This window comes from Streptomyces sp. NPDC090045, assembly GCF_044747975.1.
Lineage (GTDB): Bacteria > Actinomycetota > Actinomycetes > Streptomycetales > Streptomycetaceae > Streptomyces.
Genome location: NZ_JBIVFA010000040.1, coordinates 1 through 4,069 on the forward strand (window position 1 = coordinate 1; position 4,069 = coordinate 4,069).

General features: G+C 69.4%; 6 protein-coding genes. 1 reads left to right on the plus strand and 5 read right to left on the minus strand.

All coding sequences use genetic code 11. The features are described 5' to 3' along the window. Nucleotides 1-339: 339 nt before the first annotated feature. Nucleotides 340-1,437 (minus strand): FAD-dependent oxidoreductase, encoded by a 1,098-nt coding sequence (locus ACIPYQ_RS41125; protein ID WP_401259799.1) that lies wholly within the window; start codon nt 1,435-1,437, stop codon nt 340-342. Between the two features lie 221 nt (nt 1,438-1,658). Between ACIPYQ_RS41125 and ACIPYQ_RS41130 the strand changes: the two genes are divergently transcribed. Further along, nucleotides 1,659-2,015: a VOC family protein gene (locus tag ACIPYQ_RS41130; RefSeq protein WP_401259806.1), complete on the plus strand. Its 357-nt coding sequence runs from the start codon at nt 1,659-1,661 to the stop codon at nt 2,013-2,015. 16 nt (nt 2,016-2,031) lie between these two features. On the opposite strand, the gene ACIPYQ_RS41135 is transcribed toward ACIPYQ_RS41130, so the two are convergent. From ACIPYQ_RS41135 to ACIPYQ_RS41150, 4 genes are read right to left on the minus strand one after another with little or no spacing between them, the layout of a single operon-like run. Further along, complete coding sequence (locus tag ACIPYQ_RS41135; protein WP_401259800.1) at nt 2,032-2,682, minus strand: DUF4304 domain-containing protein; 651 nt, start codon at nt 2,680-2,682, stop codon at nt 2,032-2,034. A gap of 5 nt (nt 2,683-2,687) precedes the next feature. Next, entirely contained in the window at nt 2,688-3,257 is a 570-nt protein-coding gene (locus ACIPYQ_RS41140) for an SMI1/KNR4 family protein (protein WP_401259801.1), read from the minus strand. A 21-nt stretch (nt 3,258-3,278) separates the two neighbouring features. Beyond that, nucleotides 3,279-3,569: a hypothetical protein gene (locus tag ACIPYQ_RS41145; protein WP_401259802.1), complete on the minus strand. Its 291-nt coding sequence runs from the start codon at nt 3,567-3,569 to the stop codon at nt 3,279-3,281. Next, nucleotides 3,566-3,922 (minus strand): hypothetical protein, encoded by a 357-nt coding sequence (locus ACIPYQ_RS41150; protein ID WP_401259804.1) that lies wholly within the window; start codon nt 3,920-3,922, stop codon nt 3,566-3,568. The genes ACIPYQ_RS41145 and ACIPYQ_RS41150 overlap by 4 nt, the downstream gene beginning before the upstream one ends. Nucleotides 3,923-4,069: the final 147 nt, after the last annotated feature.

Sequence of the window (4,069 nt, forward strand, 5' to 3'; positions counted from 1 at the left end):
GACTCTATCAGACTCTTTCGGGCCCGACTTCCTCGGCGCTTTCCAGTTCCTGCGCTTTCGCGCTTTCCCTTTCCGGCGATTCCGACTCTATCAGAAGTTCTCCACCGGATTTCCCCGGCTTCGATTCCCGAATGAAGAGTCGAGTGTCCCCACTCGAAAATGATTCCTTGTGGGGGCTGCTGCCGAGCGTGTCAGCTCCAGGCAACTTCTCGACTCTACAACTCGGCCTGGGAGGTGTCAAAACGGCCTGTCGCCGTGCCGGGCGACGTCGTCCAGCGGCTCGGCCCCCACGACCTTCCGCGGTTGTGGGGGCTCACTCCTGCCGCCGCCCCGCCCGCCCTATCGGCCCTTCTCGGTGATCATGTCCATCACCGCGTGGGTGGCTTCGTCGAACGTGGCGACCTCGCTGCTGCGCGGGAACATGGCCTGCTCGTACTCGGTGAGCGCGGCCTCGAGGTCGTCGGGGTGGGCGGCGAGGGCCTGGCCGAGTTCGGCGCCGTCGAGCATCGCGAGGTTGGCTCCTTCGCCGTTCGGGGGCGAGAGGTGGGCGGCATCGCCGATCAGCGTCACCCCCGGCACCCGGTCCCACCGGTGCCCGGCGGGCAGGGCGTACTGGGGGCGCAGCACCGGTCCGGTGTCGCCGTCGGTGATCAGCGCGGTCAGTTCCGGTGCCCAGCCGTCGAACTCGCGCGCTATCCGCGCGGTGGCCTCGGCGGCATCGGTGAAATCGATGGCGGCGAACCAGTCCTGCGGCCTGTCCAGCACCACGTAGGTGTGCAGGGTGTCCCCGGTCTCCCGGTGGGCGAAGATCTCCCTGCCCGGCGAGGGCACCATCAGCATTCCGCCGCCGACCGCCTTCGCGGTGGCCGGGTGGCGGGTGTCGGCGTCGAACAGGTACGTCTCGACGAACGACGTGCCGGCGTACTCGGGTAGGGCGGTGGAGAGCAGCGGCCGGACCCGTGACCAGGCGCCGTCCGCGCCGACCAGCAGGCTGGTGACAACCGTGCCGCCGCCGTCGAACGTCACCTCGTACCGGCCCTCGCCGAGGGCGCGGGTGCTGCCGGCCTTGTGCCCCCACCGGACGGTGCCGGCCGGGAGCGAGTCGAGCAGGATCCGTCGTAATTCGCCGCGCTGCACCTCGGGGCGTCCGCCGGTGCCGTCGTCTGCCTTGTCGAGCAGGACGGTCCCGTCCGGGTCCAGGACCCGCATCGCTTGACGGCCTTCCAGGATGATGGCGTGGAACTCGTCCATCAGGCCGGCCGCCTTGAGGGCGAGCTGCCCGTTGTAGTCGTGAATGTCGAGCAGCCCGCCCTGCGTACGCGCCAACGGGGAGGGTTCGGCCTCGTAGACCGTGACCGGGATTCCGTGGACGTGCAGGACGCGGGCCAGCGTGAGTCCGCCGAGTCCTGCCCCGATGATCGTGACGGGTGTGTGCATGGTGGCTCCTTCGGGACCGGGCCGCCCGGTGGACTCCGGTCGGCCGTCTCCAGAACGCTCCCAGGCGCCGTCGACGAACCTCCGACAGCGGACCGACAGCCGCCGACGGTCGCCGACAGCCGACCGACACCGTGGTGGGCTGGGGCCTACTCGGAAGCGGCCGCCCTAGCCTGTGGATCGCGGAAGTCGACGATCGGCCTGGAGGTGCCGTGTCCATGGAGATGAAGCTGAGTGCGATAACGCTCGACTGCGCTGATCCGCTCGCCCTGGCGGCGTTCTACCAGCAGGCCACCGGCCTCGAACCCCATCCGAAGTCGGACGCGGACTTCGCGGGCCTCAACCGTGAGGACGGAATCCTGATCGGCTTCCAGCGGGTCGACGGCTACCGGGCTCCCAGCTGGCCCGACCAGACCGTCCCCCAGCAGATGCACCTCTGCTTCGACGTCGTGGACCTGGACGAGGCCGAAGCCCGGCTGCTGGAGCTGGGGGCCGGTAAGCCTGTTCATCAGCCCAATGAGGACAGGTGGCGGGTCCTCACCGATCCGGCCGGCCATCCCTTCTGCCTCGTCAGAGGCTGATCAGGGGCAAGGGCCGTCATGCCTCGGGAGCGCTGCCGTTTCGCGTACTCAGTCGCCGGCGCGTCCAGGTGATGAAGTCGTCGCCGCGGCTGACCAACTGCACGTCTCCCAGCAGGGATTCGATCTCCTCGACCGGAGCCTCGTCGACCCGGAGGAGGATCTCCACTCGCGTGAGCGGCACGAGACGCACCACCGGCAGGGCCGGGTGGCGGCACTCCTGCAGGAGATTGCTCCGGTCGAGCAGGTGGACGATCTCCGGGACGGTCTCATCGTGCAGGACCGTGGCCAGTGCCTCACCGCGGACGGTGCCGTTGTCCCCGCGCAGGGCCCAGCGCGCGCGGAACGGCATCTCGGCGTCCGGGGCATGTGCTGCGCGAGGCGGTGGGATCACCCTGCCGGACAGCACCGCGGGGCCGAAGACGATGGGGACCCGGGTGTCGCCGTCGGCGGAGTGCCGCTTGATCCACTGCCAGTACGGCGCCGGCACGATGCCGTAGGAGACATCGAAGACAGCCGCGTGAGGGTCCACGGCATGACGGGCGAACCCGAGGACGGCCTGATCGCCGTTGCCGGCGATGAGACGGAAGGTACGGCCGGACCTCTTGAAGCCGGCGGCCTTCATCACCGGGGCCACGTAGTCCCTGACCAACAGGTTCAGCGGCGTCACCGGCCTCACCAAACTGTCACCTCGGGCCCGACCACACGCAGGCCCCAGGGTTCCAGCGTGCCGTCGCAGAGCTCGGCGAGGAACTGCACCGCCCCGCCCTCGTAGTGCCACCAGGCTCCGCCCCGGCCGGCCACCGTGACCCGCCACTCCTGCGGAGACGCCCCGGCCGTGCTCCACATGAACTTGTCGCTCTCGTCCGACTCCGCCCACGGCAAGAGTCCGCCCACTACGGGATGGGCCTGCAGGCCGAGTTCGGGCTCCAGCCAGGCGTCGACAAGCACCTCCAGCGTGCTGTGAGTGTCACGGAGCAACTGGAGTTCTTCGCCGGGCCCGGGCAGGCCGACGAGGAGGTAGTTCCCGAGGGTGAAGGCCGGGTACCACTGCGCGAGGTCCTTGTAGTCGGCCGGCAGGGCAGTGCCCAAACCCTCCTCGACCAAAGGCCAGTCGAGCACGGCCGGCTCCGAACGGCGGTGGTGGAGCAGGCCCGGGACGGCCCGCTCCAGCGCCGCCAGCGCCTCCGCCGGATCCGTGATGCGGCGCGCCGGCGTTTGCGTCTCGATGAGGTCGTCCGTCATGGGCGGCAGCCTGCCACGTGCTCAGATGTTGACGCGCTTGAGGTAGACCCGGCAGCGGTGAGGGATGGTCTGGTACCAGACCATGAGGTGCTCGTCCTCGTACGTACGCAGTCGCATCGGGTGCGGGTCCTCGTAGAGGCTGCCGTCCTTGGGGTCGATCGCCATCGACGCCAGGTCGACCAGGCCGTCCATGACGGCGGTGACCAGCTCCTGGTGCTCCGCAGGCATGTCGCCGAGGACCCACAGCCGGCTCGGGTCGCACTCCCACGCCCAACCGCCGTCGTTCTCCACGCCTTCGCCCCGCGCGGTCACTGACCGATCTCGCGCTGAGCCTCGGCGAGGATGCGGCTGCTCGTCTCCATGGCGGCCCGGAACTCTTCCTCCGTCGCGTTCGGATCCCCGGCCACGCGCTCGGCCTCGTGCAGCGCCGCCGAGCGCGTCGGCCACCGGTGGATCGCCACGTGCGTGGCCCACTTGATCAGGAAGAACCGCAGCGGGTTGATGGCACCGGTCTCCGCGGCACGGTCGAAGGCCTCGTTGCACTCCTTGTCGAGCGCGGCCAGGCTGGCCATGTCGATGCGGCGTACGGCGTCCCGGAGGGCCTCCCGTGTCATGGCCGGCTGAGGAATGAGCGGCCCGCCGTCTTCCAGCTGCTGTGCAGTCATCGCGTCCTCCAGAGGAACGCGGCCAGGATACCCAGCCGAGCCCGTGACACTGCCGGTGAACGCAGAAAAGCCCCGCACCGAACCCCGAAAGGTTTGGTGCGGGGCTTCCCGCAATGATTGTTCGGCGGCGTCCTACTCTCCCACAGG

What these genes read in the sequence shown, in the direction of transcription:
- ACIPYQ_RS41125 (WP_401259799.1), bottom strand. Translation starts at nt 1,437, where the DNA reads ATGCACACACCCGTCACGATCATCGGGGCAGGACTCGGCGGACTCACG.
- ACIPYQ_RS41130 (WP_401259806.1), top strand. Translation starts at nt 1,659, where the DNA reads ATGAAGCTGAGTGCGATAACGCTCGACTGCGCTGATCCGCTCGCCCTG.
- ACIPYQ_RS41140 (WP_401259801.1), bottom strand. Translation starts at nt 3,257, where the DNA reads ATGACGGACGACCTCATCGAGACGCAAACGCCGGCGCGCCGCATCACG.
- ACIPYQ_RS41150 (WP_401259804.1), bottom strand. Translation starts at nt 3,922, where the DNA reads ATGACTGCACAGCAGCTGGAAGACGGCGGGCCGCTCATTCCTCAGCCG.